This is a genomic window from Streptomyces virginiae, assembly GCF_000720455.1.
Taxonomy (GTDB): domain Bacteria; phylum Actinomycetota; class Actinomycetes; order Streptomycetales; family Streptomycetaceae; genus Streptomyces; species Streptomyces virginiae.
Genome location: NZ_JOAK01000028.1, coordinates 1 through 26,409, shown reverse-complemented (window position 1 = coordinate 26,409; position 26,409 = coordinate 1). Strand labels below are relative to the sequence as shown.

At 73.4% G+C, this 26,409-nt stretch carries 19 protein-coding genes, 1 rRNA gene and 1 pseudogene; 5 read left to right on the top strand and 16 right to left on the bottom strand.

Going from position 1 to position 26,409, the window contains the following annotated elements; all coding sequences use genetic code 11:
* Positions 1-390 precede the first annotated feature (390 nt).
* The 4 genes from ald to IG86_RS0131130 form a co-directional block, all read right to left on the bottom strand.
* A complete protein-coding gene (gene ald / locus IG86_RS0131145; protein WP_030720084.1) occupies positions 391-1,506 on the bottom strand; it encodes an alanine dehydrogenase in 1,116 nt (371 codons plus the stop codon).
* Between the two features lie 153 nt (positions 1,507-1,659).
* Positions 1,660-3,636: a tetratricopeptide repeat protein gene (locus tag IG86_RS0131140; protein ID WP_244306171.1), complete on the bottom strand. Its 1,977-nt coding sequence runs from the start codon at positions 3,634-3,636 to the stop codon at positions 1,660-1,662.
* Between the two features lie 268 nt (positions 3,637-3,904).
* Positions 3,905-4,537 carry an NUDIX domain-containing protein gene (locus IG86_RS0131135; RefSeq protein WP_030831196.1) on the bottom strand — a complete coding sequence of 211 codons (633 nt, stop codon included), beginning with the start codon at positions 4,535-4,537 and terminating at the stop codon, positions 3,905-3,907.
* 82 nt (positions 4,538-4,619) lie between these two features.
* Positions 4,620-6,272: a CTP synthase gene (locus IG86_RS0131130; protein ID WP_030661268.1), complete on the bottom strand. Its 1,653-nt coding sequence runs from the start codon at positions 6,270-6,272 to the stop codon at positions 4,620-4,622.
* A 446-nt stretch (positions 6,273-6,718) separates the two neighbouring features.
* Here IG86_RS0131130 and IG86_RS0131125 point away from each other — a divergent pair, with 446 nt between their 5' ends.
* The 3 genes from IG86_RS0131125 (at position 6,719) to IG86_RS0131115 (ending at position 11,714) form a co-directional block, all read left to right on the top strand.
* Positions 6,719-8,548 (top strand): glycoside hydrolase family 15 protein, encoded by a 1,830-nt coding sequence (locus IG86_RS0131125; protein WP_030831199.1) that lies wholly within the window; start codon positions 6,719-6,721, stop codon positions 8,546-8,548.
* A gap of 141 nt (positions 8,549-8,689) precedes the next feature.
* On the top strand, positions 8,690-10,072 hold the full coding sequence (locus tag IG86_RS0131120; RefSeq protein WP_030831202.1) for an FAD-binding oxidoreductase: 1,383 nt from the start codon (positions 8,690-8,692) through the stop codon (positions 10,070-10,072).
* 22 nt (positions 10,073-10,094) lie between these two features.
* The gene (locus IG86_RS0131115) at positions 10,095-11,714 is read left to right on the top strand and encodes a PucR family transcriptional regulator (RefSeq protein WP_030831205.1); all 1,620 of its coding nucleotides are present in this window, start codon (positions 10,095-10,097) and stop codon (positions 11,712-11,714) included.
* 795 nt (positions 11,715-12,509) lie between these two features.
* On the opposite strand, the gene IG86_RS0131105 is transcribed toward IG86_RS0131115, so the two are convergent.
* The 5 genes from IG86_RS0131105 to IG86_RS0131085 form a co-directional block, all read right to left on the bottom strand.
* Positions 12,510-13,622: a glycosyltransferase family 4 protein gene (locus IG86_RS0131105; RefSeq protein ID WP_030901373.1), complete on the bottom strand. Its 1,113-nt coding sequence runs from the start codon at positions 13,620-13,622 to the stop codon at positions 12,510-12,512.
* A 254-nt stretch (positions 13,623-13,876) separates the two neighbouring features.
* Positions 13,877-15,601, bottom strand: coding sequence for a DNA repair protein RecN (gene recN, locus IG86_RS0131100; protein WP_030901370.1), 1,725 nt, complete (start codon positions 15,599-15,601; stop codon positions 13,877-13,879).
* 201 nt (positions 15,602-15,802) lie between these two features.
* Positions 15,803-16,711 carry an NAD kinase gene (locus IG86_RS0131095; RefSeq protein ID WP_030901367.1) on the bottom strand — a complete coding sequence of 303 codons (909 nt, stop codon included), beginning with the start codon at positions 16,709-16,711 and terminating at the stop codon, positions 15,803-15,805.
* The gene (locus IG86_RS0131090) at positions 16,708-17,523 is read right to left on the bottom strand and encodes a TlyA family RNA methyltransferase (RefSeq protein WP_030831218.1); all 816 of its coding nucleotides are present in this window, start codon (positions 17,521-17,523) and stop codon (positions 16,708-16,710) included. The genes IG86_RS0131095 and IG86_RS0131090 overlap by 4 nt, the downstream gene beginning before the upstream one ends.
* Positions 17,524-17,530: 7 nt before the next feature.
* Positions 17,531-17,842, bottom strand: a complete 312-nt coding sequence (locus IG86_RS0131085; RefSeq protein WP_030831222.1) for a hypothetical protein — start codon at positions 17,840-17,842, stop codon at positions 17,531-17,533.
* Between the two features lie 65 nt (positions 17,843-17,907).
* On the opposite strand from IG86_RS0131085, the gene IG86_RS0131080 reads away from it, so the two are divergent.
* A complete protein-coding gene (locus tag IG86_RS0131080; RefSeq protein WP_030831225.1) occupies positions 17,908-18,255 on the top strand; it encodes an SCP2 sterol-binding domain-containing protein in 348 nt (115 codons plus the stop codon).
* Between the two features lie 125 nt (positions 18,256-18,380).
* Here IG86_RS0131080 and IG86_RS0131075 read toward each other — a convergent pair whose 3' ends face one another.
* From IG86_RS0131075 to IG86_RS0131060, 4 genes are read right to left on the bottom strand one after another with little or no spacing between them, the layout of a single operon-like run.
* Entirely contained in the window at positions 18,381-19,223 is an 843-nt protein-coding gene (locus tag IG86_RS0131075; RefSeq protein ID WP_173429246.1) for an ABC transporter ATP-binding protein, read from the bottom strand.
* On the bottom strand, positions 19,220-20,221 hold the full coding sequence (locus tag IG86_RS0131070; RefSeq protein WP_051785524.1) for a FecCD family ABC transporter permease: 1,002 nt from the start codon (positions 20,219-20,221) through the stop codon (positions 19,220-19,222). Before IG86_RS0131070 ends, IG86_RS0131075 begins: the two co-directional genes overlap by 4 nt.
* Before the next feature lie 41 nt (positions 20,222-20,262).
* Positions 20,263-21,321 carry a FecCD family ABC transporter permease gene (locus IG86_RS0131065; protein ID WP_030901361.1) on the bottom strand — a complete coding sequence of 353 codons (1,059 nt, stop codon included), beginning with the start codon at positions 21,319-21,321 and terminating at the stop codon, positions 20,263-20,265.
* 50 nt (positions 21,322-21,371) lie between these two features.
* Positions 21,372-22,466 (bottom strand): HAD-IIA family hydrolase, encoded by a 1,095-nt coding sequence (locus tag IG86_RS0131060; RefSeq protein WP_030901358.1) that lies wholly within the window; start codon positions 22,464-22,466, stop codon positions 21,372-21,374.
* Between the two features lie 87 nt (positions 22,467-22,553).
* On the opposite strand from IG86_RS0131060, the gene IG86_RS0131055 reads away from it, so the two are divergent.
* Positions 22,554-23,825, top strand: a complete 1,272-nt coding sequence (locus tag IG86_RS0131055) for a DUF1015 family protein (RefSeq protein ID WP_030901356.1) — start codon at positions 22,554-22,556, stop codon at positions 23,823-23,825.
* A 100-nt stretch (positions 23,826-23,925) separates the two neighbouring features.
* Here the strand turns inward: IG86_RS0131055 and IG86_RS0131050 are convergent, their stop codons facing one another.
* The 3 genes and pseudogenes from IG86_RS0131050 to rrf form a co-directional block, all read right to left on the bottom strand.
* Positions 23,926-24,765 (bottom strand): tetratricopeptide repeat protein, encoded by an 840-nt coding sequence (locus tag IG86_RS0131050; RefSeq protein ID WP_037943342.1) that lies wholly within the window; start codon positions 24,763-24,765, stop codon positions 23,926-23,928.
* Between the two features lie 210 nt (positions 24,766-24,975).
* Positions 24,976-26,157, bottom strand: a pseudogene (locus IG86_RS45620) (hypothetical protein); the annotation flags it as partial.
* Between the two features lie 157 nt (positions 26,158-26,314).
* A 5S ribosomal RNA gene (gene rrf, locus IG86_RS40285) occupies positions 26,315-26,409 on the bottom strand; the annotation flags it as partial.

The window sequence follows — 26,409 nt, the reverse complement described above, 5'->3', positions numbered from 1 at the left end:
GACTCTGGCCCCGGTCAGGGACTCCTGCTCCACCACCCCCAGGAGTAAATGTCGACTCATTCACAAGTCGTCTTACCTCCTCGGACGTGACCAGGACACTTATCGATAGGTCAGCGTGGCACCATGCCGACGGTTGGCGACTCTATGGCGTGTCACCACTCAGCGGCAACACAATCCGTCGGACCCGGCACGATGTGTCGGCAACCGAACACCACTCTGTCAAGGGCGTCCGAGCTGTCGCTGTGAAGTTTCGCGGGTGCGCGAAAGGGTTAAAGGGTTACGTTCGAGGCGAGTTGAGCGGGGTCTCGGGGCACTCCGCAAACGCGTCCGGCCGGACCTTGCGGGCAAGGTCCGGCCGGATACGTGAGATTGACGTCAGTCGTTGACGTGTCAGCCGAGCAGCGTGCTGAGCTCAAGGGTCTCGAGGCCGTGGGCCTCGGCGACCGGACCGTAAACGACCTGGCCGTCATGGGTGTTGAGGCCCAGCGCGAGCGCGGGGTCACGGCGCAGCGCCTCGACCCAGCCGAGGTTCGCGAGCTGCACGATGTAGGGCAGCGTGGCGTTGGTCAGCGCGTAGGTGGAGGTGTTCGGCACCGCGCCCGGCATGTTGGCGACGCAGTAGAAGACCGAGTTGTGGACCTGGAAGGTCGGCTCGGCGTGGGTGGTCGGACGGGAGTCCTCGAAGCAGCCGCCCTGGTCGATCGCGATGTCGACAAGTACACTTCCGGGCTTCATCTTGGCGACGAGCTCGTTGGTGACCAGCTTCGGGGCCTTCGCACCCGGGATCAGGACGGCGCCGATGACGAGGTCGGCCTCGACGACGGCCTTCTCCAGCTCGAAGGCGTTGGAGACGATCGTCTTGATCTTCGTGCCGAAGATCTTGTCGGCCTCGCGGAGCTTGTTGATGTCGCGGTCGAGCAGGGTCACGTGGAAGCCCATGCCGATGGCGATCTGCGCGGCGTTCCAGCCGGAGACGCCGCCGCCGATGACGACGCACTCGCCGGCGTGGGTGCCGGGGACACCGCCCGGCAGGACGCCTCGGCCGCCGGCCGAGCGCATCAGGTGGTAGGCGCCGACCTGCGGGGCCAGGCGGCCCGCGACCTCGGACATCGGGGCGAGCAGCGGGAGCGCGCGGTTGGCGAGCTCGACCGTCTCGTACGCGATGGCGGTGGTGCCGGACTCCAGCAGGGCGTCCGTGCACTCGCGGGAGGCCGCCAGGTGCAGGTAGGTGAAGAGGGTCTGGTCCTTGCGGAGGCGGTGGTACTCCTCCGCGATCGGCTCCTTGACCTTGAGCAGCAGGTCGGCGGTGGCCCACACCTCGTCGGCGGTGCCGAGGATCTCGGCGCCGGCCGAGACGTACTCGGCGTCCGTGATCGAGGAGCCGACGCCGGCGTTCTGCTCGATGAAGACCTGGTGGCCGTTGCGGACCAGCTCATGCACGCCGGCGGGCGTGATGGCGACCCGGAACTCGTTGTTCTTGACCTCGCGGGGGATGCCGACCTTCATCGTCGATCACGGTCCTTGACTCAGGGGGAAATAACGGGGCACTTCCATACATACCCGCCCACAAGAGTGCGCAACGGGATGCACCACGAGATGGCGTGGTGAACCCAGTTTAATGAAGGATGAGTCGCTGTCTAGCCTTGCAAACGAATAATCTCAGTCGGATCCACTGCGGATTTCGCAGGCTGCGGGGTCGTCTCCCAGCAATCTGTCTGCTGCGGACCGGTGCAGTCGCGCGGCCGCGGGGTCCCCGAGACGGTCCAGCGTGTCGGCCAGCCGGACCTGCAGCGCGGCCTGAAGCCGCTGGTCGCCGGCCCGGCGCGCCAGCTCCACCGCCTCGCGGCAGGTGTGCAGGGATTCCTCGGGCCGGCCGGCGTACTCCTGGATCCGGGCCATCTCGCTCAACGCCCTGGCCTGCCCCGGGACATCGGCCAGTTTCCGGTAGCCCGCGGCGGCGGCCCGCCAGCTGCGCAGCGCGTCCCCGTACCGGCCCGCGTACGTGTGGACGTTGCCGAGCCGTCCGTACAGCCGTGCCTCGTCCGCGCGCTCCCCCCGCGAGAGGGCCTGGGCGAGCGCCCGGCCGAACCAGTCGGCGGCCCGGTGCCAGTCCGCCAGCTCCTGGTAGGCACCGCCTACGGATTCCATCGCGCGGCCGGTCGCGTACGGGTCGCCGGCGGCCCTTCCGGCGTTCAGGGCGGCCCGGTACCGCTCCAGGGCCTCCTGGGTGCGGCCGGTCTCGGCGTCCAGGTCGGCCAGGTTCAGCAGGGCGGCGGCCTGCTCCCGGTGCAGGTCGCGGCGCTCGGCCACGTCGAGGACCAGGCGGTGCAGCCCGTAGAGCTCGGGAGCGGCCTCCGTGGTGCCCCGGTGGTCCGCGAGGGCCCGTACGAGGGCCGCGACGAGCCGGCGGGCGAGGGTGTCCAGCTCGCCGTCGGCCACCGCCAGGGAGGCGGCGGCGGAGAGGGCCGGCAGCCGGGTGTCCAGCCAGACGGCGGCGGCCCGCCGGTCGGGGAAGCGCAGGGCGCGCGGGAGGCCGTCCATCAGCTCCTGGAGGTCGGCGTCGAGGTCGTCGCCCTCGGCGGCCGCCATGGCCCGGCAGGAGTGCAGCAGCCGGACGGTCCGCTCCAGCATCCGGGCGCGGGCCAGCCGGACCTCGGCGGGGCGCTCCTTGGTCTCCAGCAGGGCCTGGAGCATCGGCGCGAGGCAGCCGGGCAGCAGGAACAGGCCGTCGGGGGCGTGCCGGACCAGTCCCAGCCCGGCGAAGTCGTCGAGGGTGGACTGGGCGGCGGCCACGGAGCAGCCGGCCAGCGCGGAGGCGGTGTGCGAGTCGACGAGGCCGGCGGGGGCCAGCGGCAGCAGGCGCAGGGTCCGCTGGGCGGGCTGCGGCAGGGAGTCGTAGACGAGCCGGAAGGCGCGGCCGAGCGGCCCGCCGGGGCCGGCGGGCATGTCGTGGAGCTGCTTGGCCACGTCGGCGACGGCGGCCTTGGGGCGGGCCGCGAGCCAGCCGCCGACGAGTTCGAGGGCGGCGGGCTGGCCCCCGCAGGCCTCGGCGAGGGTCTCGGCGGCCCGCGGGTCCGCGGTGACGCGGGTGTCGCCGATGCGGCGGGCGAGCATCCCGACGGCGGAGACCGGGTCCAGCCCGCCGAGGGTGCAGGGGCGCACGTCGGGGATGCCGGTGAGCGGGCCCTCGGCGGTGACCACGACGAGGCAGTCGGGGGTGTCCGGGAGCAGGGCGTCGACCTGGTGCGGATCGGCCGCGTCGTCGATCAGGACGATCGCCCGCCGGTCCTGGAGCGCGTCGCGCAGGGCGGAGCTGAGTTCGTCCTCGCCGGCGCCGGGCGGGGTGGGCCGGCCCAGTGCCGCCAGCAGGCCGCGCAGGGCCCGCTCGGTCGCCACGGTCTGTCCGCCGGGGGCCGTGAGCCGGGTCCGCAGCACGCCGTCGGGGTACTGCTCGGCGACCTCGCGCACGAACGTCTCGGCGAGGGCGGTCCGGCCGGATCCCGGGCGGCCGGCCACGAGCAGCACCCGCGCCCGGGGAGCCTTGGCCTTGCGGCCGGAGAGGGTGTCGAGCCCGGTCCGTGCGATGTCCTCGCGCAGCTCCTTGAGCTCACGCCGCCGCCCGACGAAATCCGTCACGGATCCGCTCCTCTCCCTGCCTTCGGATTGCGAGCGTAGTTCACGCAGAGCGACGGCCCGTGTGGAGCGCGGCGGGTAAATCCCCCAATCGGATCAGCGGATGGTCGGCTTTTTCCCGTGCGGCTGTCTGTGGCGGCGGGTGGGGGATCGCCGCTGCGCGGGGCCGTCCCCCACCCGCCCTTCCGCCGCTCCCCGGGGCCCTGCCCCGGACCCCGCGTCTCGATCTCCCCCAGCCACCGCCGGGAGGTACCCCGGGCGGGGCTGGGAATCAGGCCTCGTACGGGCGGGCCGGCCACGGCGCGGCGGCCGGGCGCAGGGCGGCGACGCCGCCCTCGGAGGCCAGCGCGGCGGACAGCGCCAGCACCCCGGTCACGAGCCCCGGGTTGCCGAGCTCGCCCGCCAGGATCCCCCGTACCAGCTCCGCCAGCGGCACCCACGCCACCTCCATGTCCGCCTCCTCCGAGCCGGTCTCGGCGTACCGTTCGCCGTCCGCCTCGGAGACGCCGCGGGCGAGGAAGACCCGGATCGCCTCGTCCGACCCGCCCGGGGAGGCGTAGAAGTCGACGAGCACCCGCCAGTCGTCCGCCTTGACGTGCGCCTCTTCGTAGAGCTCGCGCTGCGCACCGAGCAGCGGGTTCTCGCCGGGGACGTCCAGCAGCCCGGCCGGCAGCTCCCACAGCCGCCGCCGCACCGGGTGCCGGTACTGGCTGAGGACCAGCACCCGTCCCTCCTCGTCCAGCGCGAGCACGCACACGGAGCCGGGGTGCACCTGGTAGTCGCGGCGGGCGGTCGAGCCGTCCGGCATCCGGACCTCGTCGGAGTCCACCGCCGTCTTCGCGCCCTGGAACGGCCGCCGGCTCGACAGCGTCTCCCAGGATTCCGACGTGTCCTTGATGTTCATGCCCCGAAGCCCTCCACAACGCGCGACAGCCGGGGTACGGATCTTTCCGTACCCCGGCCGTCTACGTTATGCGGTCAGGCGCTCACTTCGCGGACTGCTGCCGCTCCACGGCCGCCTTGACCAGACCCGCGAACAGCGGGTGCGGGCGCGTCGGGCGCGAGCGCAGCTCCGGGTGGGCCTGCGTGGCCACCAGGTAGGGGTGGACCTCGCGCGGGTACTCGACGTACTCGACGAGCTTGTTGTCCGGGGAGGTGCCGGAGAAGACGATGCCCGCCTTCTTCTCCAGCTCGCCGCGGTAGGCGTTGTTGACCTCGTAGCGGTGGCGGTGGCGCTCGTCGACGTACGCCTGGTCGCCGTAGACCTCGCGCACGATGGAGCCCTCGGCGAGCTTCGCCGGGTACATGCCCAGGCGCATGGTGCCGCCCAGGTCGCCCGCGCCCTCGACGAAGGCCAGCTGCTCCTCCATGGTCGAGATGACCGGGTGCGGGGTGGAGGCGTCGAACTCGGTGGAGTTGGCGTCCTCGATGCCGGCGAGGTTGCGCGCGGCCTCGATGACCACGCACTGCAGGCCCAGGCAGAGGCCGAGCAGCGGGATCTTGTTCTCGCGGGCGTAGGTGATCGCGCCGACCTTGCCGTTCACACCGCGGTCGCCGAAGCCGCCGGGCACGCAGATCGCGTCCACGTCGGACAGCTGGGCCGCGGCGCCGGCCGGGGTCTTGCAGTCGTCGGAGGTGACCCACTTGATCTGGACGCGGGCCTTGTTGGCGAAGCCGCCGGCGCGCAGCGCCTCGGTCACCGACAGGTAGGCGTCGGGCAGGTCGATGTACTTGCCGACGAGCGCGACCTTGACCTCGTGGTCGGGGTTGTGGACCCGGTCCAGGAGGTCCTCCCAGACGGTCCAGTCGACGTCGCGGAAGGGCAGGTCGAGCTTGCGGACGACGTAGGCGTCCAGGCCCTCGGTGTGCAGGACCTTGGGGATGTCGTAGATCGACTTGGCGTCGATGGCCGCGACCACGGCCGCCTCGTCCACGTCGCACATCAGCGAGATCTTGCGCTTGATCGAGGTGGGGACGTCGCGGTCGGCGCGCAGCACGATGGCGTCGGGCTGGATGCCGATGTTGCGCAGGGCCGCCACCGAGTGCTGGGTCGGCTTGGTCTTCAGCTCGCCGGAGGGGCCGATGTAGGGCAGCAGCGAGATGTGCACGACGAAGACGTTGTCGCGGCCGACCTCGTGGCGGACCTGGCGGACGGTCTCCAGGAACGGCAGCGACTCGATGTCGCCGACGGTGCCGCCGACCTCGGTGATGACGACGTCGACGTCGTCGGTCGCCATGCGGCGGATGCGGTGCTTGATCTCGTTGGTGATGTGCGGGATGACCTGCACGGTGTCACCGAGGTACTCGCCGCGCCGCTCCTTGGCGATGACCGTGTTGTAGACCTGGCCGGTGGTGACGTTGGCCGAGCCGTCGAGGTCGACGTCGAGGAAGCGCTCGTAGTGGCCGATGTCCAGGTCGGTCTCGGCGCCGTCGTTGGTGACGAACACCTCGCCGTGCTGGAACGGGTTCATGGTGCCCGGGTCGACGTTCAGGTACGGGTCGAGCTTCTGCATCGTGACCCGCAGACCGCGCGCCTTCAGGAGCGCACCCAGGCTGGAGGCCGTCAGGCCCTTGCCGAGGGAGGAAGCGACACCCCCGGTGACGAAGATGTGCTTGGTCGTCATGGATTTGGGCGGCATCGCCAAGAGGGGGCTCCCGTGGTCGCGAGGTGAGGTGCGTCCGGCGCCGGCCACCGTCGATCCGGAAGGGTCTCAGGGGGCGCCGAAGCTGCGGTTTCGGGGCCCCTGATTCGCACAGGCAGACCACCGGTCCACGGGGTACCAGCCTATCAGCGCCCGGGCCGGTCCGCCTCCGGCCACGCGCCGTCGACGGCTCGTAGCAGAGCGCCGAAGTGCGCCGGGGCGCGGAACCCGAGGCTCACCCGTTCGGCCGAACGGCATTGCCCGCGGCCTGGAGAAGATCACTAGGGTGCCGTCATATCCTGCTCGGATATTGCACACATCACCGCCGGGCAGTCCGTCAGACGGCCTAACCGAGCCGATATACGGAATCATGGGCTCACGCGGAGATCCCTGCACACAGGAGACCGCGCAAACGCGCAATGCAAGCGCCCTTCGGGGCGGACGTGGCCGTTCGACTGGAGATGCACGTGTCCGGGCGCATCGAGGATTACGCACTGATCGGGGACATGCAGACCGCGGCGCTGGTCTGCCGGGACGGGGCGGTGGACTGGCTGTGCCTGCCCCGCTTCGACTCCCATGCCGTGTTCGCGAGCATTCTCGGCACCGAGGATCACGGGTTCTGGCGGATCGGGCCGGCGTTCCCGGCCGGCTCCGACGCCCCGCCTGCCACCCGCCGCCGCTACCGCGGTGATTCGCTGGTGCTGGAGTCGGAGTGGGACACCCCGCGGGGCAACGTCCGCGTCATCGACTTCATGCCGCCGCGCGAGCACCACGCGCCGCAGCTGATCCGCATCGTGGAGGGCGTCAGCGGGCGCGTCCCCATGCGCTCCACCCTGCGGATGCGCTTCAGCTACGGCCGGGTGGTGCCGTGGGTGCACAAGGTCGACGGGCGTACCGTCGCCGTCGCCGGCCCCGACTCGGTCTGGCTGGACACCGACGCGCAGACGTACGGCAAGGACCTGACGACGTACTCCGACTTCACCGTCGGGCCCGGCGACCGGATCGCCTTCAGCATCAGCTGGCAGCCCTCGCACCGCGGCGCGCCCGAGGCTCCCGACGCCGAGGCGGCCCTGGAGTCGACCGCCGAGTTCTGGCGCGAGTGGGTCGAGCAGTGCACGTACCACGGGCCCTACCGGGAGGCCGTGGTCCGCTCCCTGATCACGCTCAAGGCCCTCACGTACGGCCCCACGGGCGGGATCGTCGCCGCGCCGACCACCTCCCTCCCGGAGGAGATCGGCGGGGTCCGCAACTGGGACTACCGCTACACCTGGCTGCGCGACGCGGCCATCACCCTCTCCTCGCTGCTGCGCACCGGCTACCGCGAGGAGGCCCGCGCGTGGCGCGAGTGGCTGCTGCGCGCGGTGGCCGGCGACCCGGAGAACCTGCAGATCATGTACGGGATCGCGGGCGAACGGGAGCTCGGCGAGACCGAGCTGGACTGGCTGCCCGGCTACGAGGGCTCCCGCCCGGTGCGCGTCGGCAACGGCGCCGCCGGCCAGCTCCAGCTGGACGTGTACGGCGAGGTCACCGAGGCCCTGCACCTGGGCCACATGACCGGCCTGGCCCGCAGCGACTACGCCTCCCTGCTCCAGCTCAAGCTGATCCGCTACCTGGAGACGCACTGGTCCGAGCCGGACGAGGGCATCTGGGAGGTGCGGGGCCCGCGCCGGCACTTCGTGCACTCCAAGGTGATGGCCTGGGTGGCCGTGGACCGCACGATCAAGCTGATCGAGAGCGGGGACGCGGACGGTCCGCTGGAGCGCTGGCGGGAACTGCGCGACGAGATCCACCAGGACGTGTGCGAGAAGGGCTACGACAAGGAGCGCAACACCTTCACCCAGTCGTACGGGTCGAAGGAGCTGGACGCCTCCCTGCTGCTGATCCCGCAGATGGGCTTCCTGCCGCCGGACGACAAGCGGGTCATCGGCACCATCGAGGCGATCCAGCGCGAGCTGTCCACGCCCGACGGTTTCATCCTGCGCTACCCGACGGCGGGCGAGGAGGCCGGTGTGGACGGCCTGGAGGGCGACGAGGGAGCCTTCCTCGCCTGCTCGTTCTGGATGGCGGACGACCTGGCGATGATCGGCCGGGTGGACGAGGCGCGCCGGCTGTTCGAGCGGCTGCTGGCGCTGCGCAACGACCTGGGCCTGCTGGCGGAGGAGTGGGATCCGCGGCTCCAGCGGCAGGTGGGGAACTTCCCGCAGGCGTTCAGCCACGTTCCGCTGATCGACACGGCGCTGCGGCTGACCGCGAGCGGGGCGTACGGCGGCTGAGGCCGCCGCCGGGGTGGCGGGGGGACGGCGGGGGCGGGGTGACGGCCGGGTGGCGGGGCGCGGTGCTCACCGCGCCCCGGTGATCCTCCGGGCCTAGGCTGGAAGGGTCTTATGCCCTCCGTCCGTTGGAAGGGGGCAGCCATGGCTCCCCTCTCGAAGGCGGGCGCGGCCCTGACCGCGCTCCGCGAGGATCTGTCCGGTGAGGTGTTCGCCCCGGAGGATCCGGGCTACGACGACGCCCGGACCGTCTTCAACGCGATGATCGACCGCAGGCCCGCCGTGATCGCCCAGTGCGAGAGCGCGGAGGACGTGGTCACCGCCGTGCGCTTCGCGAGGGACCTGGACCTGCACATCGCCGTGCGCGGCGGCGGGCACAGCGTCGCCGGGATGGCCCTCAACGACGGCGGCCTCGTGGTGGACCTGCGGCGGATGCACGAGGTGACGGTCCACCCGGCGGCCGGCGCCGCACACGTCGGGGGCGGCGCCACGATGAGCCACCTGGACCGCGCCTGCCAGCCGTACGGTCTCGCGACCACCGGCGGCCGGGCCTCCACCACCGGGGTCGGCGGCTTCGTCCTGGGCGGCGGCACCGGCTGGCTGGACCGCAAGTTCGGCCTGGCCGTCGACAACCTGCTGGGCGTGGACCTGGTCACCGCCGAGGGCGAGCTGGTCCACGCGACCGCGGAGGACCACCCCGAGCTGTTCTGGGGGCTGCACGGCGGCGGCGGGAACTTCGGCGTCGCCACCTCGCTGACGCTGCGTCTGCACGAACTGCCGCACATGTCGATCGCGTTCGTGCTGTACCTGCCCGAACGCGGGCCCGAAGTGGTCCGCGCCTACCGGGACCTGATCGAGGCCGCGCCGCCGGAGGCCTCCGGCGCCGCCCTGTACATCACCGGGCCGCCCGAGGACTTCGTGCCGCCGCACCTGGTCGGCCTGCTGCTGGCCGGGGTGCTGCTGACGTACGCGGGCCCGGAGGACGAGATGCGCAAGCTGGCGCAGCCGCTGCTGGCGATCCCCCACGAGTCCGAGATCGTCACCGCCATCCCGTACGCCGACCTCCAGTGCATGATCGACGACCCGCCGGGGATGCGGAACTACTGGTCGGCGGAGTACCTCACCGGCCTGCCCGACGAGTTCGTCGACGTCTTCTGCGCCCGCGCCGGGTCGATGCCGGTCCCGACCGGCACCCAGCACCTGGTCTTCCCGCAGGGCGGCGCCATCGCCTCCGGCCCCGACGACTATCCGGTGCCGTACCGCGGCGCGCCCTGGGCGGTGCACCCGTTCGGGGTGTGGGAGGACCCGGCCGACGACGACAGGTGCCGGCAGTGGGTCAAGGACGTCCGGTCCGACTCCGAGCCCTGGAGCACCGGAGCGGTGTACCTGAACTTCACCGGGAACGAGGGCACGGACCGGGTGGTGTCCGGCCTGGGCAGCGAGAACATGGAGCGGCTGGGCGCCCTGAAGCGGCAGTACGACCCGGACAACGTCTTCCGCTTCAACCACAACATCCGGCCGGCCTGACCCCCTGATAGCGTCCCGCGACATGGACAGTCAGGGCGGGATCACGGTTCAGCGGGCACTGGAGCTGCCGGGGCTGCGCAGCGGCCTGCCGGAGGTGGTGGCGTGCGCCGACCGCCTGGGCCGCACCGTCCGCTGGGTGCACGCGGGCGAGGTGCCGAACATCGCCTCCCTGCTCAAGGGCGGCGAGCTGCTGCTGACCACGGGGCTCGGCCTCGGCACCCGTCCCGCCGAACAGCGGGCCTTCGTACGCCGCCTCGCGGACCGGGGCATCGCCGCGCTGGTCGTCGAGCTGGGACCGCGCTTCACGCGGCTGCCCGCGACGCTCGTGGAGACGGCGCGCGCGGCGGGTCTGCCCCTGGTCCAGCTCCACCGGGAGGTCCCCTTCGTCGCGGTCACCGAAGAGGTCCACACCGAGATCGTCAACGGCCACTACGCCCTGCTCCAGCGGGCCGAGGAGGTCCACCGGCGCTGTACGGAGGCCCTGTTGGGCGGCGGGGGCATCCCCCAGGTGCTGCGCATCCTGGCCGACTTCACCGGCAATCCGGTCTTCCTGGAGACCCCGGACGGGCAGTTGCTGTACGCGGCCGCCAGCTCGGCCGGGGACCCGGGCGCGGACCCGCTCCAGGTGTGGGAGGGGCTGCGCGGCCAGCGCGAGGCCGAACCGTCCGCGAACACCGTGGTGATCGACGTACCGGGCGGCGGCCCCGGCACGGGCTCGGTACGGGCCCGGGTGGTCCTGGTCGGGGTCTCGGGCCCGCTGCTCCCGGTACACCGGATGGCGGCGGAGCGTACGGCCGGCGTGCTGGCCGTGGTCCTCATGCAGGCGCGGCAGGAGGAGGAGCTGGCGGCGCGCGGCCGCGGCGACTTCCTCACGGACCTCGCGGAGGGCCGGATCTCGGCGGAGGACGCGCCGGCGCAGGCCCGTGTGCTGGGCTTCAAGCCGGGCGCCGGACCGCTGCTGCCGGTGGTCATGCGGCTGTCGGACCTCGGCCCGTCCGGCAACTGGGCCGTCCTGGCCCGGGCGGTCCTGGAGGAGCTGTCGTCCACCGGGGTGCCGGTCCTGCTGGGCGTCCGCCCGGTCGAGGGCCGGGTACCGCTGCTGGTGTCGCTGCGGGCGGAGCCGGAGCGCACGGCGGTCGCCGACCGGGTCGCGGCGGCGCTGCGGGCCGGTGTCGAACGCGCCGGCCTGGACCGGGCCACCGCCCCGCCGGCCGTCGTCGTCGGCGTCGCGGGCGGCTGGGCGGCGGCCTCGGCGGGTCTGCGGCACGCGGCGGAGACGGCGACGGCGGCCCACGGCCTGCCGGCCCGCCCCTGGTACGACGCCCGCCGCCTCGACATCGACCTGCTGCTGTGGCGGCTGCGCGAACACCCCGACCTGGCGGCCTTCGTAGACCGGGCGATCGGTCCGCTGCGGGCGCACGACGCGACGTCGCGGCCGCCGCTGCTGCCGACCCTGGAGACGTACCTGGCCCATGCGGGCCGCAAGGCGGAGACGGCCCGTGAGCTCCACCTGAACCGGCAGACCCTCTACAACCGGCTGGCGCGCATCTCGGAGCTGCTGGGCACCGACCTGGACGACCCGGAGACGGTCCTCTCCCTCAGCCTCGCCCTCCGCGCCCGCCGCCACGCCACCCCTTCCTGACCCGTCCCCCGCACCCCTCGGCGCCGGGGCGCCTCGCGGCTTCGGCCCGCTGCGCCGGACTCCGTCCGTCGACCCGCAGCCCCCCCCCCTCGCTCGGGGGCGGCCCAGCCCTTTCAGCCCCACCGGCGCATGAGACACGGGACCCGGGCGGAGCCCCGCCACTCCAGCCTCGCCGGCGCTTGAGCCGCGTGACCCGGGCGGAGGCCCGCCACTCCAGCCTCGCCGGCGCTTGAGGCGCGTGACCCGGGCGGAGCCCCGCCACTTCAGCCTCGCCGGCGTTTGAGGCGCGTGACCCGGGGGGAGCCCCGCCACTTCAGCCTCGCCGGCGCTTGAGCCGCGTGACCCGGGCGGAGGCCCGCCACTTCAGCCTCGCCGGCGCTTGAGCCGCGTGACCCGGGCGGAGGCCCGCCACTTCAGCCTCGCCGGCGTTTGAGGCGCGGGGTTCGGGGCGGAGCCCCGCAGCGGCGGCGCGGCCGGAGGTGGCGGGGGTGGCCCTGCGGGGCTGTCCCCTACCCGCCCTTCCACCGTTCCCCGGGCTCTGCCCGGACCCGCGCCTCAAACGCCGGCGAGGCTGAAGGGCGGTGCTACGCCCTGACCCGCGCCAGCAACGCCAACGAGGCTGAACGGCGGCGCTGCGCCCGGATCCGCGCCTCAAACGCCGGCGAGGCTGAAGGGCGGTGCTACGCCCGGACCCGCGCCAGCAACGCCGGCGAGGCTGAACGGCGGCGCTGCGCCCGGATCCGCCCCTCGAACGCCGGCGGGGCTGAAGGGCCGGGCGGCGCCGCAGGCGAAGGGCTAGCGGCGGCGTTCCGTCAGTTCGTCGTAGACGGACAGGACCTGGGCCACCGTGTCGTCCTCCGACGGCCACGTCGCGGCCTGGACGCGCCCGGCGGCGGCCAGGTCCGCCCGGCGGGCCGGGTCGGCCAGGAGGCCGGCCACGGCCGAGGCGAGGGCGCGCGCCTCCCCCGGCGGGACGAGCACCGCGCCCTCCCCCACCAGCTCCGGCACCCCGCCCACCGCCGTGGCGACCAGCGGCACGCCCGCACGCAGCGCCTCCTGCGCCAGCAGTGCCCGCGTCTCCCAACGGCTCGGCAGCACCGCCAGGTCCGCCGCCGCCAGCAGTTGCGCCGCGTCCCGGCGGCGTCCGAGCAGCCGGACCGGGAGCCCCTCCGCCTCGATCCGCCGGGCCAGTTCGGCCCGTAGCGGCCCCTCGCCCGCGATCACCAGCAGCGGTACGGGTTCCAGGGCCCGCCACTCCCGCGCCGCGTCGAGCAGGACCGAGTACCCGCGGTGCGCCACCAGGCTGCCGACCGCGATGAGCAACGGCCGTTCCACCAGTCCGAGTTCCGCCCGCAGCTTGCCGGGGTCCGACGCCCCTTCCGGGGCGGCGGGGACCGCCACGGGCGCCAGCCGCGCGTCCCTGGCGCCCCGCTGCCGCGCGAGGTCCACGAGGTCCGAGGAGGCGCCGAGCACCACCGCGGCGGCCCGCGCCACGCGCCGTTCCAGTATCCGGCTCAGCCGCCCGAGCGCGCCCGGCGCCGTCGGGCCGTCGCCGTGCCAGCTCACCACCAGCGGCACCCGGCGCCCGCGTATGGCCAGCGCGGCCCGCAGCCCGGCCCGCACCCCGTGCGCGTGCACGACGTCCGCCCCGGCGCACGCCGCCCGCAGCACGCTCACCGCGTCGGGCGCGAACTCCGCCCCGGCGCCGGTGAAGTCGTACTCCCCCTCCGCCTGCACGGGCGCGCACACGGTGACCCGCACCCCGCGCGCGGCGAGCCCGGTGGCGAGCGATCGGACGTGCGCGCAACTGCCCGCGCCCGCCCCGCCGCCGAGCACTTGGACGGTGCGCAGCGGCTGGCGCCCGTAGGGCTGTGCCGCGACGGGGGTGGAGACCGGGGAGCTGCTCACGGGCCGAAGCTCCAGGGTGAGGGGAGTCAGAGACGTCGCCAAGAATGCCAGTCCGTACGCGCGTTCCGGGACCATATGGGTGCGGATCCTGTGCGAGATACGGCCGGACACCCCCCGGCCTCACCCACACGGCTTAAGTGGAATCCGGAGAGTGACGTGCCGATCGGTCTGTTTCGGGTCCGAACCGGTCGTTCGCGGACAAGCGGAGGGCCCGGAACGTCATGCGTTCCGGGCCCTCCGGCCGATGTACGGGCTCACGCGTCGGCGCGCGCCGCCGCCAGCAGTTCCTCGGCGTGCGCCCGCGCGGAGGCGGAGTCCTCGTGCCCCGCGAGCATGCGCGAGAGTTCGCGGATGCGGTCCTCGCCCTCCAGGACGGTGACGCCGCTGCGGGTGACCGAGCCGTCGTTGGTCTTCTCCACCAGCAGCTGCCGGTCGGCGAAGGCCGCAACCTGCGGCAGGTGGGTGACGACGACGACCTGCGCCGACCTGGCGAGCTTCGCCAGGCGCCGACCGATCTCGACCGCCGCCTTGCCGCCGACGCCCGCGTCGACCTCGTCGAAGAGGTAGGTGGGCACCGGGTCGGTGCCCGCGAAGACGACCTCCACCGCGAGCATCACCCGGGAGAGCTCACCGCCGGAGGCGCCCTTGGCGATCGGCCGCGGCTGGGCCCCCGGGTGCGGGGCCAGCAGCAGTTCGACCTCGTCGGTGCCGGAGGGGCCGTAGGCGACCGGGCGGCCGTCCACGTCCACTCCTTCGGGGTCCTCCGTCTGCCGGATGTCGATCGTCACCCGGGCGTGCGGCATCGCCAGCGACGCCAGCTCCTGCGTCACCGCGGAGGCGAAGCGCGTCGCCGCCTCCACCCGGGCGTCGGTCAGCGCCTGCGCCAGCAGCGACAGTTCGGAGCGCAGCCCGTCCCGTTCCGCGGTCAGCTCGGTGATCCGCTCGTCGTCGCCGTCCAGCTCCAGCAGCCGGGCCGCGCCCTGTTCGGCCCACTCCAGCACGGCGTCCACGGTGCCCTCGGAGCCGTACTTGCGGGTCAGCTGCGTGAGAGCGGCCCGGCGCTCCTCCACCGCGGCCAGCCGCAGCGGATCGGCGTCGAGGTCGTCGGCGTAGCCCGCCAGTTCCCCGGCGACGTCGGACAGCAGGATGCCGAGCTCCCCGATCCGCTCGGCGAGCGCGCCGAGAGCCGGGTCGTGCGACCGTACGGATTCCAGTGCCCGGTGGGCTCCGGCGACGAGCATGTTCGCGTCGATGGCCTCGGGGTCCTCGGGGTTGCCCGCGAGCGCGGCGTGCGCCGCCTGGGCCGCCGAGGCCAGTGCTTCGGCGTGCCCGAGCCGCTCGGCCTCGGCCGCCAGCTCGGCGTCCTCGCCGGCCACCGGCTCCACGGCCGCGATCTCGTCCAGCCCGAAGCGGAGCAGGTCCGCCTCCTGGGCCCGCTCCCGGGCCCGGGTGGTGATCTCGTCGAGCTCCACGGCGACCGCGCGGAGCCTGCGGTAGGCGGAGGCGTACTTCTCCAGCGGGACGGCGACGGTGTCCCCGGCGTACCGGTCGAGCGCCTGCCGCTGCCGGGCCGGCCGGAGCAGGCCCTGCTGGTCGGTCTGTCCGTGTACGGCGACCAGGTCGTCGGCGAGTTCGCCGAGCAGGCCGACGGGCACGGAGCGGCCGCCGACGTGGGCGCGCGAGCGCCCCTCGGCGGACACGGTCCGGCTGATCAGCAGGGCGCCGTCGTCGAGCTCGGCGCCGGCCTCCTCGGCCCGTACCGCGGCGGGGGCGTCCGGGCGCATGACGATGCGGCCCTCGACCACTGCCGCCTTGGCCCCGATCCGCACCAGGGCCGGGTCGGCGCGACCGCCGAGCAGCAGCCCGAGGCTGGTGACGACCATCGTCTTGCCCGCGCCGGTCTCGCCGGTCACCGCGGTGAAACCGGGCGACAGCTCGACCACCGCGTCGTCGATGACCCCGAGCGACCGTATCCGCATCTCCTCAAGCACGGGACGACGATACCGAGGTTTCCCCGGTGCCATGTGACGTCACCCGTCCCGAGTTTTCCGAACGCATGTGCTATTAATGCTCTCGCGGCGGGCCCGGAACGGCAACACCGTTGATCGCGGCCGGGCTTGCGGGCGGCGAGGTCCCGTGGACGCCCGCCGCCGGCCGGTTCATCCGGTGAGGTACGTCCCTCAATGGGGCGCGCCGCGCCATCCCGACACCGGCAGCGCGAACTTCGCGACGAGCCGGTCCGTGAAGGAAGCGTGGTGCAGCCGGGCGAGCCGCACGGGCACCGCGCCCCGCCGGACCTCCACCCGGGCCCCGGCCGGCAGGTCCAGCATGCGCCGGCCGTCGCACCACAGGACTCCGTGCGGGGTGCCGTTCTGCACCTCCACCGCCAGGACCGAGTTCGGCGAGGTCACCAGCGGCTTCGCGAACAGCGCGTGCGCGCTGATCGGCACCATCAGCAGCGCCTCCACCTCCGGCCAGACCACCGGACCGCCCGCGGAGAAGGCGTAGGCCGTCGAACCGGTCGGGGTCGCGCAGACGATGCCGTCACAGCCGAAGCCGGTCACGGGGCGCCCGTCGATCTCCAGGACCACCTCCAGCATCCGCTCCGGGGACACCTTCTGGACCGCGGCCTCGTTCAGCGCCCAGTCCCGGTGGACGACGTCACCGTTCGTGCGCACGATCACGTCGAGGGTCATCCGCTCCTCGACCTCGTACGAGCGGGTCACGACCCGGTCCACGACCTTGTCCAGGTCGTCACGCTCGGCCTCGGCGAGGAAGCCGACCCGGCCCAGGTTGACGCCGAGCATCGGCACGCCCGAGGCGCGCGCGAACTCGGCGCCCCGCAGCAGGGTCCCGTCACCGCCCAGCACCACCAGCAGCTCGCACCCGTCGAGCACCCCCGGCGTGGACTCGGTGACGAGCTCCACCTCCGGCGGCAGCGGCAGGTCCACCGCCTCGTGGGCGAAGACCCGTACGCCCAGCCCGCAGCGCAGCAGCCCCTTGACGACCAGCTCGGCGCTGCGGATGGCCGCCGGCCGTCCGGTGTGCGCGAGCAGGAATACGGTCCGTTCCCCCGAAGAATCTGTCACTGCGGCCCCTCCGCCACTGCACGGTCAACATCCGCCGGGTCGAGCGCCGGTGCCCCCGCCCTCAGCCACAGAAAGTACTCGACGTTCCCGGACGGCCCCGGCAGCGGACTGGCGGTGACTCCGAGGACCCCCAGTCCCAGACCCGCCGCCCGGGCCGCCACCTCGCGCACGGCCTCCGCCCGCAGCTCCGGGCTGCGCACGACGCCGCCGCTGCCCAGCCGGTCCTTGCCCACCTCGAACTGCGGCTTGACCATCAGCACCAGATCGGCGTCCGGCGCCGTGCACCGCACCAGCGCGGGCAGCACCAGACCGATGGAGATGAAGGACAGGTCGCCGACGACGAGGTCCACCGGGACGCCGTCGATCTGCTCGACCGTCAGCTCGCGCACGTTCGTACGGTCCTTCACGGTGACCCGGTCGTCGCTCTGCAGCGACCAGGCGAGCTGCCCGTAGCCGACGTCGACCGCCATGACGTGGGACACGCCCGCGCGCAGCAGCACGTCGGTGAAGCCGCCGGTGGACGCGCCCGCGTCCAGCGCCCGGCGGCCCTCGACCCGCAGCCCCTGCGGCAGGAAGGCCGCGAGGGCGCCCGCGAGCTTGTGCCCACCGCGGGAGACGTAGTCGGGGTCGGCGTCGTCCTTGAGGACGACGAGGGCCGCGCTGGTCTCGACCTGGGTGGCGGCCTTGGTCGCGGTGGTGCCGCCCACGGTCACCCGGCCCGCGGCGATCAGCTGCGCGGCGTGCTCGCGCGAGCGGGCCATGCTGCGGCGTACCAGTTCGGCGTCCAGGCGGCGGCGTGCCACTCCTGCCACGTTCGGTTCAGCTCCTGTTTTCGTACGGTCCGGGGAGGGGCGGTGCGTCCAGCGCCGTCAGCGCCTCACGCAGCCCCCGGTGGACATCCTCGTACACCTCGACGTGTCCGTCCGCCCCGAGGTGGTCCGCGTCCGCCAGCCGCGCCAGGTGCGCGTCCACCCCGGCGTGGCCGGTGGGGGTGCGTACGACGCCCAGCGGGACGGGCCCGGCGGGCTCCACCGGCTCGGCGGGGGCCTGCGCCGCCGTCTCGGCTCCGGCCGGCCCGGCTCCGCCCGCGCTCTGGGCCTCGGCCCGGGTCTCGGCTGCTTCGTCGGTCATGCCACGACGCTACCGCGAAGCGCCCCCGCGGCCACGCGCGGCTCTGCGGTACGGTCGTGATCACGATGGCTACGATCCAGGAGTGCCGTGACGCACTCGACGAACTCTCCGGCAACCTCGCGCGGGCCGAGGCCGACGTGCGCGGCGCGGCCGCGTTCGACCGCTCCCTCAGCTGCCACATCACCGACCTGGACCAGACGTTCACGGGCCGCCTCCACGCAGGCCGGATCCGGGTGGACGCGGTCACTGCGGGCCCGCCGGCCCAGAAGGCCGAGATCCGCCTCGCGATGACCGGCGACGACCTGGTCGCGCTGGTCGCGGGCGAGCTGAAGTTCGCGAAGGCCTGGGCCTCCGGCCGGGTCAGGCTGGAGGCCGGCTTCCGCGACCTGCTGCGGCTGAAGAGCCTGCTCTAGCGGGGTCCGCCAAGCCCCGCCTGCCCGGCGGGCGGGGTCCGGCAAGACAGCCCCTAGGGAGTGTCCGCACAGTAGCGCCGGCCGCCCGGAGGGCGGGCGCGCAGGCGGGACCTTGCGGACACGACCTAGGGCTGGGCGGGCTCGGCCGCCCGGACCTGGATGCGCGAGCGCCGTGCCGCCGGGATCACCAGCGGCGTCCCCGTCTCCGGGTCGTCGATGACCTGGCAGCGCAGCCCGAACACCTTCTCCACGAGCTCCGCGGTGACCACCTCCTGCGGCGGCCCCTCGGCGATGACCTTCCCGCCCCGCATCGCGATCAGGTGCGTGGCGTAGCGGGCCGCGTGGTTGAGGTCGTGCAGCACGGCGACGAGGGTGCGCCCCTGCGTCTCGTGCAGTTCGGCGCACAGGTCCAGCACGTCGATCTGGTGCTGGATGTCCAGGTACGTCGTCGGCTCGTCGAGCAGCAGCAGCGGGGTCTGCTGGGCGAGGGCCATCGCGATCCACACGCGCTGGCGCTGCCCGCCCGACAGCTCGTCCACGGCCCGGTCGGCGAGCTCGGCGACCCCGGTCGAGGCCATCGACTCGGTGACGATTCGCTCGTCCTCGGGCGACCACTGCCGCAGCAGCCCCTGGTGCGGGTACCGGCCGCGCGAGACGAGGTCGGCCACCGTGATGCCGTCGGGCGCGATCGAGGACTGCGGGAGCAGGCCCAGGGTCTTGGCGACCTTCTTCGCGGGCATGGACCCGATGGCCTGTCCGTCCAGCAGCACCCGGCCCTCGGACGGCTTCAGCATCCGCGACAGGGCCCGCAGCAGCGTGGACTTGCCGCAGGCGTTGGGGCCGACGATCACCGTGAAGGAGTTGTCGGGGATCTCCACCGACAGGTTCTCGGCGATGACCCGCTGGTCGTAGCCGAGGGTCACGTTCTCCGCGGTCAACCGCTGCACTTGCGCACTCCTGAGGTTCATATACGTCCTGCCTTGCGCTCGGTGACGAGCAGCCAGAGCAGATAGACACCGCCGACCAGCCCGGTCACCACGCCCACCGGCAGCTGGTCCGCGCCGAAGGCCCGCTGCGAGGCCCAGTCCGACAGCAGCAGCACCACCGAGCCCATCAGGGCGCCGGTCAGCAGGTTGGCGCCGGGCGAGCGGGTGAGCCGCCGCGCCAACTGCGGCGCGGCCAGCGCGACGAAGCTGATCGGCCCCGCCGCGGCGCTTGCCGCCGTCGTGAGCAGGATGGCGGCCAGCATCAGCAGCAGCCGGGTGCGTTCCACCCGTACCCCCACCGCGTACGCGGCGTCGTCGCCCATCTCGATCATCCGCAGGGCCCGGCTCTGCCCCAGCACCAGCGGGAACAGCACCGCACAGGTCACCATCAGCGGCCACACCTGCGCCCAGTCCCGGCCGGCCAGCGAACCGGTCAGCCAGACCATCGCGCGTGAGGCCTCCACCAGCTGGGCCTTGGTGATCAGGTACTGGATGACGGCCACCAGCATCGCGGAGGCGCCGATGCCCACCAGCACCAGCCGGTAGCCGTGGATGCCCCGCTTGTACGCCAGCAGGTAGACGGCGGCGCCGGCCAGCAGGCCTCCGAGCAGCGCGCCGACGGCGACCTCGGTCGCCGAGCCGTTCAGCAGGATGATGACGACGAGGGCGCCGACCGCGGACCCGTAGGAGAAGCCGAGCAGGTCGGGCGAGCCGAGCGGGTTGCGGGTCACCGACTGGAAGACGGCCCCCGCCATCCCGAGGGCCGCGCCGACCAGCAGGGCGACCAGCACCCGGGGCAGCCGCAGGTCGTTGACGATGAAGTCGTTGGCGGGGGTGCCGTTGCCGAGCAGGGTCTGTACGACGTCCCACGGCGCGATGTCGAAGTCGCCGGTGCCGATGAGCAGGACGGCCATGACGAACGCGGCGAGGACGAGCAGGACGCCGACGGCCAGGGCGCGCCGCTCGATCCGCAGCGACATCCCGCCCGGGAGCCGCACGGGACGGGCTTTGGCGGTCACGGTCACAGCTGGGCCATCCTCTTGCGCCGGACGAGGTAGATGAAGACGGGCCCGCCGATGAGGGCGGTGACGATGCCGACCTGCAGCTCGGCGGGCCGGGTGACGACCCGGCCGACGACGTCCGCGCCGAGCAGCAGGACGGGCGACAGGACGGCCGAGTACGCGAGCACCCAGCGCATGTCCGGTCCCGTGAACACGCGCACGAGGTGGGGGATCATCAGGCCGATGAAGACGATGGGCCCGCAGGCGGCGGTCGCCGCACCGCAGAGCAGGGTGATGGCGAGCATCGCGCCGACCCGCGTCCGCGTCAGGTTCGCCCCCAGTGCCCGGGCCGTGTCGTCGCCCATGGCCATCGCGTTGAGCGGCCGGCCGAGCGTCAGCGCGAGCACCGCGCCGACCAGGAGGAACGGGGCGACCTGCCGGACGGTGTCCATGTTGGCCGAGGCCAGCGAGCCCACCGTCCAGAAGCGCAGCTTGTCCAGCGCCTTGCTGTCCATCAGCTGCACGGCGTTGATGTAGCCGACGAGGGCCGCGCTGGCCGCCGTACCGGCGAGCGCGAGGCGTACCGGGGTGGCGCTGCGGCTGCCGCCGAGCACGTACACGACGACCGAGACGACGGCGGCGCCGAGGAAGGCCCACCACACGAACTCGCTCAGCGAGTTCGCGCCGAAGAAGCTGATCGCGGAGACCACGGCCGCCGCGGCGCCCGCGTTGACGCCGAGGATGCCGGGCTCGGCCAGCGGGTTGCGGGACAGCGCCTGCATCACCGCCCCGGACAGGCCCAGTCCGAGCCCGACCATCAGCCCGAGGAGGGTGCGCGGGACCCGCAGGTCCCGCACGACCACGTCCGAGGTGGTCCCCGAGTAGTGGAAGAGACCGTGCCAGACCTCCTCCAGGGGCATCTGCTTGGCGCCCACGGCGATGCTCACCACCGCGATCAGGGCGAGCACCACGAGGGCGCCGGCGAGGCCGGCGGCACGCGCGGCATGGCGTGGGCGGGCGACGGCGTCGGGCGGGGGCGCCGCGCTCGGTCCGGATTCAGGGGGACTCTCAACCAACACGCAGGTTAGGTTAGCCTAGCCTCCGCCCCGAACGGACCCCCGGGGCTTGCCTAAAGACCCAGCCTGGCCAGCGCCTTCGCCGCGTCCAGCGTGCACACGTCCTCCCCCGCGGACGTCCAGGCCGCCGCACACAGCGCCCGCAGGCCGTCCAGCGGATCCCGGTCCGCGCCGCTCCCGCTGTCGGCGGCCTCGTCACCCCCGTCGGCCTGGTCATCCTCGTCGTCCTCGCGCAGTTCGAGCTCGCCGTTGTTCAGCGCGACCGCCGTCCACCCGCCGCAGCGGAACCCCTCCGCGGCCGGCACCACCTCCGGCTGCCCGGACAGCAGCCCGCGCAGGTCCCGGTCCACGTAGGTCGGCCGGTGCCGGGGCTCCGCGCGCAGCAGCTGCTCCGCGTCGGTCACCCCCGTGAGCACCAGCAGCGAGTCCACCTCCCCGTTGAAGGCGCCCTCGATGTCGGTGTCCAGCCGGTCCCCGACGACCAGCGGCCGCTTCGCCCCGGTCCGCAGCACCGTCTCCCGGTGCATCGGGGGCAGCGGCTTGCCCGCCACCTGCGGGTCCGCGCCCGTGGCGATCCGTACGACCTCCACCGCGGCCCCGTTGCCCGGCGCGATGCCCCGCGCCCCGGGGATCGTCAGGTCGGTGTTCGACGCGTACCACGGCACGCCCCGGTTGATCGCGTACGCGGCCTCCGCGAACCGGCCCCACGCCAGGTCCGGCCCGCCGTAGCCCTGCACGACCGCCGCGAGGCCCTCCTCGTCGGCGGACTCGACCGGCACGAGCCCGCGTTCGCGCAGCGCGACCCGCAGCCCCTCCCCGCCGATCACCAGCACCTTCGACCCCGGCTCCACCTGCTCCGCGATCAGGCGGGCCACCGCCTGCGCCGAGGTGATCACCTCCGCCGCCGCCGTCGGGATGCCCAGCTCACCCAGGTGCTCGGCGACGGACTCGGGGGTCCGCAGCGCGTTGTTCGTGACGTACGCGAGGTGCATGCCGTCGGCGCGGGCCGCCGCGAGGGACTCCACGGCGTGGCCGATGGCCCGCCCGCCCGCGTACACCACACCGTCCAGGTCCAGGAGAGCGGTGTCGTACGCCTGGTGCAGACTCTGGTCACACGCCGCGGGACTGGTCCTGATCTGCCGGGTCATCGTGGCCGCTCCCTCTGTGATCGATCTTGTCCGATTCCCTACTGCCCCGATCATCCCGCATGGCGAGACGCGACTTACCATGCACCAATGACCATTTCTGGCACCGCGGAGCACGGACTGCGCCTGATCCCGTTCCATGGCCTGCGCTACGTCCCCGAGCGTGTCGGCAGCCTGGCCGCCGTCACCTCGCCGCCGTACGACGTGGTCGTGCGCCCCGACGGAGTCGACCACCTCGAATCCGCCGATCCGCACAACATCGTCCGCCTGATCCTGCCCCAGGCCGGCACCCCGGCCGCGCGCAACGAGCAGGCCGCGCGCACCCTGCGGGACTGGCTCGCCGCGGGCATCCTGTCCGCCGACCCGGAGCCCGCGCTGTACGTGTACGAGCAGCGCAGGGCGGGCCTGCTCCAGCGCGGCGTCATCGGCGCCCTGGCCCTGTCCGCCGCCGACGCGGGCATCGTCCTCCCCCACGAGGACGTCATGCCGGACGTGGTGACCGACCGTGCGGGCCTGATGCGGGCCACCTCCGCCAACCTCGAACCCCTCCTCCTCACCTACCGCGGTGACGACCCCGCCGCGGGTGCTGCGGCGGTCGTCGAACGGACCGCCCAGCGCGCCCCCCTGCTGTCGACCACCACCGAGGACGGCTTCCAGCACCGGCTCTGGGCCATCACCGACCCGGCCGAACTCGCCGCCGTCACGGCGGATCTCAGCCACCGCCAGGCCCTCATCGCCGACGGCCACCACCGCTGGGCGACGTACCTGCGCCTCCAGGAGGAGCACGGCTCCCCCACCGCGTGGGACTTCGGCCTGGTGCTGCTCGTGGACACCGTCCGCTACCCGCTCCAGGTCCGCGCCATCCACCGGATGCTGCGCCGCCTCCCGGTCGCCGACGCGCTGGCCGCCGTCGCCGGTCACTTCCGGGTCCGCCCCGTCGAGGGGCCCCTCCCGCTGGCCCTGGACGCCCTCTCGGACGCGGCGGAACGCGGCAACGCCTTCCTCCTCGCCGGTGACGGCACCTTCCACCTGGTCACCGATCCCGACCTGGCCCTCCTGGACCGTACGGTCCGCCACGACCGCCCCGAGGCCTGGCGCCGGCTGGACGCCACCGTGCTGCACGCGACGCTGCTCGACTCCCTCTGGCACGTCCCGGACGCCCCCGACCAGATCACGTACATCCACGACGCCGCGTCCACGGTGGCCATGGCCGAACGCCACGGGGGCACCGCCGTCCTGCTGCACCCCGTACGCGAGGAGGTCGTGCGCGACCTCGCCCGCCAGGGGGTCACCATGCCCCGCAAGTCCACGTCCTTCGGGCCGAAGCCGGCCACCGGCCTGGTCCTGCGCGGACTGGGCTAGGGCGTTTCCCGGCCCACACCTCCCGGGCACGACCTCCCGGACACGAAGAAGGGCGGTACCCCGTTCGGGGTACCGCCCTTCTCCTCTACCTCAACGTGGCTCAGGCCTTGTCGCCCCGGACCTCGGCGTCGGCCGCGGACTGCTCCAGCGGCTCGTACTCCTCGTCGTCCTCGTCGTAGTACTCGGTGACGTCGGTGGCGCGCTCGGCCGCGGCGATCTCCGCCGCGTCGTCGTCCTCGTCGTCGTCCTCGTCGTCCTCGTCGACGAGGTCCTCGGTCCCGTCCCGGTCCTCGTCGTCGGCCGGGTCGATCGCGGCGTCGACGAACTCGACGCCGTCGAGCTCGGCGAGACGGTCGGAGGCGTCGGTGGCCCCGTCCTTGTCCGCTTCGAGGGCCTTGCCGAACCACTCGCGGGCCTCGTCCTCACGACCGGCCGCCAGCAGGGCGTCGGCGTAGGCGTACCGCAGGCGCGCGGTCCACGGCTGGACGGCGTTGGAGGCCAGCTCGGGGCTCTGCAGGGTCACGATGGCGGCTTCGAGCTGCCCCTGGTCCCGCCGGGCACCGGCCGCGACCAGTCGCATCTCGACCTGGCCGGCCTTGTCGAGCTTCTGCACCTCGGGCTCACCGGCCATGGCCAGCGCACGCTCGGGGCGGCCGAGGCCGCGCTCGCAGTCGGCCATGACGGGCCACAGCTCAACGGATCCGGTCATGCGCTTGGCGGCACGGAACTCGGCGAGGGCCTCGCTGTACTTCTGCGTGGCGTACGCGGCGAAGCCGGCGGCCTCGCGGACGGCGGCGACGCGGGAGGCCAGGCGCAGGGCGATGCGCGAGTACGCGTACGCCTGCTCGGGCTCGTCGTCGATCAGCCGGGCGACCATGACCAGGTTCTTGGAGACCTCTTCGGCCAGACCCTTGGGCAGGCTCAGCAGCTCCTGACGCACGTCGGCGTCGATCTCGAGGCCGGTGACGTCCTCGTCGATCGGGAGGCGCTTGACCGGGTCGCGGTCGCGGTCCGAGCGGTACCCGCGGTCACCGCCACGGTCGTCACGACCCCGGTAGCCACCGCGGTCGTCGCGGCCGCCACGGAAGCCGCCGCGGTCGCCACCGCGGTCGCCGCCACGGTCGTCACGACGGGGGTACGAGGGGCGGTCGCCGCGGTCACCGCGGTCGTCACGGCGCGGGTAGGACGGACGGTCGCCACCACGGTCGTCACGGCCACCCCGGTACCCGCCACGGTCGTCGTCGCGACGCGGGTACGAGGGACGGTCCCCGCGGTCACCGCGGTCGTCACGGCGCGGGTAGGAGGGACGGTCGCCACCACGGTCGTCACGCCCACCGCGGAACCCGCCACGGTCGTCATCGCGACGCGGGTACGACGGACGGTCGCCCCGGTCGTCACGACGGGGGTACGAGGGACGGTCCCCGCCACGGTCGTCACGACGCGGGTACGAGGGACGCTCGCCGCGGTCGTCACGGCGGAAGGAGGGACGGTCGCCACCGCGGTCGTCGCGACGCGGGTAGGACGGACGGTCCCCGCCACGGTCGTCGCGCCCACCGCGGAACCCGCCACGGTCGTCATCGCGACGCGGGTACGACGGACGGTCGCCGCCACGGTCGTCACGACGCGGGTAGGACGGACGGTCACCGCGGTCGTCGCGACGCGGGTAGGAGGGACGGTCGCCACCGCGGTCGTCACGACGCGGGTAGGACGGACGGTCGCCACCACGGTCGTCGCGCCCACCGCGGAACCCGCCACGGTCGTCATCGCGACGCGGGTAGGACGGACGGTCGCCCAGGTCGTCACGACGCGGGTACGAGGGACGGTCACCGCGGTCACCGCGGTCGCCACGGTCGTCACGGCGGGGGTAGGAGGGACGGTCGCCGCCACGGTCGTCACGCCCACCGCGGAATCCGCCACGGTCGTCGTCGCGACGGGGGTACGAGGGACGGTCCCCGCCCCGGTCGTCACGACGCGGGAAGCTGGGACGGTCGCCGCCCCGGTCGTCACGACGCGGGTAGGACGGACGGTCACCACGGTCGTCGCGACGGAAGGAGGGACGGTCGCCACCGCGGTCGTCACGACGCGGGTAGGACGGACGGTCGCCACCACGGTCGTCACGGCGGAAGCCGCCGCCACCGCCGCCGGAGGGACGTCCGCCACGGTCGTCGCGACGGTAGCCGCCGCCACCGCCACCGCTGCCGCCGGCCGGCCTGCCGCCGCGGTCGTCGCGACGGAACGGGGGACGGTCGCCGCCACGGTCGTCACGGCCCCCGCGGTAGCCGCCCCTGTCACCGCCGTCGTTGCGCCGAGGCTCGCGCTCCGGACGATCGTCGGGAGAGTTGGACATGGGTGTGACTCCTGTCTTCGGGGTACCGCTAGTCATTCTCGCGCAACCAACCCATGGCCGCGCTTCGGCGTAAAGAGGTGAAAAACAAAAAAGGACCCTTGGTCCAGCGTTGAACGCTGGACCAAGGGTCCTTTGAAAGATTGTTCGGCGGCGTCCTACTCTCCCACAGGGTCCCCCCTGCAGTACCATCGGCGCTGAAAGGCTTAGCTTCCGGGTTCGGAATGTAACCGGGCGTTT

What these genes read in the sequence shown, in the direction of transcription:
- IG86_RS0131115 (WP_030831205.1), top strand. Translation starts at nt 10,095, where the DNA reads ATGGACAGTCAGGGCGGGATCACGGTTCAGCGGGCACTGGAGCTGCCG.
- IG86_RS0131135 (WP_030831196.1), bottom strand. Translation starts at nt 4,537, where the DNA reads ATGAACATCAAGGACACGTCGGAATCCTGGGAGACGCTGTCGAGCCGG.
- recN (WP_030901370.1), bottom strand. Translation starts at nt 15,601, where the DNA reads ATGCGGATACGGTCGCTCGGGGTCATCGACGACGCGGTGGTCGAGCTG.
- IG86_RS0131130 (WP_030661268.1), bottom strand. Translation starts at nt 6,272, where the DNA reads ATGCCGCCCAAATCCATGACGACCAAGCACATCTTCGTCACCGGGGGT.
- ald (WP_030720084.1), bottom strand. Translation starts at nt 1,506, where the DNA reads ATGAAGGTCGGCATCCCCCGCGAGGTCAAGAACAACGAGTTCCGGGTC.
- IG86_RS0131055 (WP_030901356.1), top strand. Translation starts at nt 22,554, where the DNA reads ATGACCATTTCTGGCACCGCGGAGCACGGACTGCGCCTGATCCCGTTC.
- IG86_RS0131075 (WP_173429246.1), bottom strand. Translation starts at nt 19,223, where the DNA reads ATGAACCTCAGGAGTGCGCAAGTGCAGCGGTTGACCGCGGAGAACGTG.
- IG86_RS0131080 (WP_030831225.1), top strand. Translation starts at nt 17,908, where the DNA reads ATGGCTACGATCCAGGAGTGCCGTGACGCACTCGACGAACTCTCCGGC.
- IG86_RS0131070 (WP_051785524.1), bottom strand. Translation starts at nt 20,221, where the DNA reads ATGTCGCTGCGGATCGAGCGGCGCGCCCTGGCCGTCGGCGTCCTGCTC.
- IG86_RS0131120 (WP_030831202.1), top strand. Translation starts at nt 8,690, where the DNA reads ATGGCTCCCCTCTCGAAGGCGGGCGCGGCCCTGACCGCGCTCCGCGAG.
- IG86_RS0131085 (WP_030831222.1), bottom strand. Translation starts at nt 17,842, where the DNA reads ATGACCGACGAAGCAGCCGAGACCCGGGCCGAGGCCCAGAGCGCGGGC.
- IG86_RS0131060 (WP_030901358.1), bottom strand. Translation starts at nt 22,466, where the DNA reads ATGACCCGGCAGATCAGGACCAGTCCCGCGGCGTGTGACCAGAGTCTG.